The following is a 716-nucleotide window of genomic DNA, read 5'->3' as shown; positions in this document are numbered from 1 at the left end:
ACAAAAGGTGACTAATCTGATTTTGTTTGGATTGGTTTTTATATTGGGGATTGTAACCGTGATAGGTGCAGTTCGGAAAAGTAGGTTTGATTGAAATGATTTGGATGAACCCTAATGGGAATGTGTTTTGCATTTTTGTTGGGGTTTTGCCTGTATATATACAGATGGTATAGCACGTATATTGATTTTGGTTAATAAATCTAAAATATTTGAAATAAATCTTCTTTTCTTATTTTTTGGTTGGACTGTACTTCTAAACTTTGATTATATTGGGACAATGGTTCCTGAGCTATAGAAATAATTCTAATTATATAACTAGAAGGTGGTAATTTCTGAAGGCAAAAAAAATAGATATTTAAATACGACAACATTTATGATTGAAAATTTAAAAGTTGATGGCTTCAAATCGTTGAAGAATTTTGAGATTAATTTCCAAAAGGGGATTAACGTTATTGTCGGCCCCAATGGAGTTGGTAAAACTAATATCTGTCAAGCTCTAACAATTCTATCTTCTTTAGCTAATAATTCTCTAAAAGAAGCTTYRCTGGTACGCACAAAACCACGAGCCTCCATCTGATTTCAACTTCATCTTGAATGGCACGTTCGGTTTCTTCTGACAGTTTTGCTTCACTTGCCCAATAACAATCTGGTAAGTCTGATTGAGATTATTTACCATCAAATGATCATTATTAGCACGAACAGCAAATTTCTGATTG

The 716-nt window shown here is 32.6% G+C and carries 2 protein-coding genes; one reads left to right on the top strand and one right to left on the bottom strand.

The features are described 5' to 3' along the window. Positions 1-373 precede the first annotated feature (373 nt). On the top strand, positions 374-577 hold the full coding sequence (locus BWI92_RS28975; RefSeq protein ID WP_409024769.1) for an AAA family ATPase: 204 nt from the start codon (positions 374-376) through the stop codon (positions 575-577). Here the strand turns inward: BWI92_RS28975 and BWI92_RS27905 are convergent. Further along, the coding region (locus tag BWI92_RS27905; protein ID WP_217903504.1) for a hypothetical protein at positions 530-716 on the bottom strand (187 nt) is incomplete at its 5' end. The two genes, BWI92_RS28975 and BWI92_RS27905, sit on opposite strands and share 48 nt — an antisense overlap.

It is taken from the genome of Flectobacillus sp. BAB-3569, from assembly GCF_002270355.1.
Lineage (GTDB): Bacteria > Bacteroidota > Bacteroidia > Cytophagales > Spirosomataceae > Flectobacillus > Flectobacillus roseus.
Note: the sequence above shows the minus strand (reverse complement) of the source record. Positions and strands in the feature narration are given on the sequence as shown.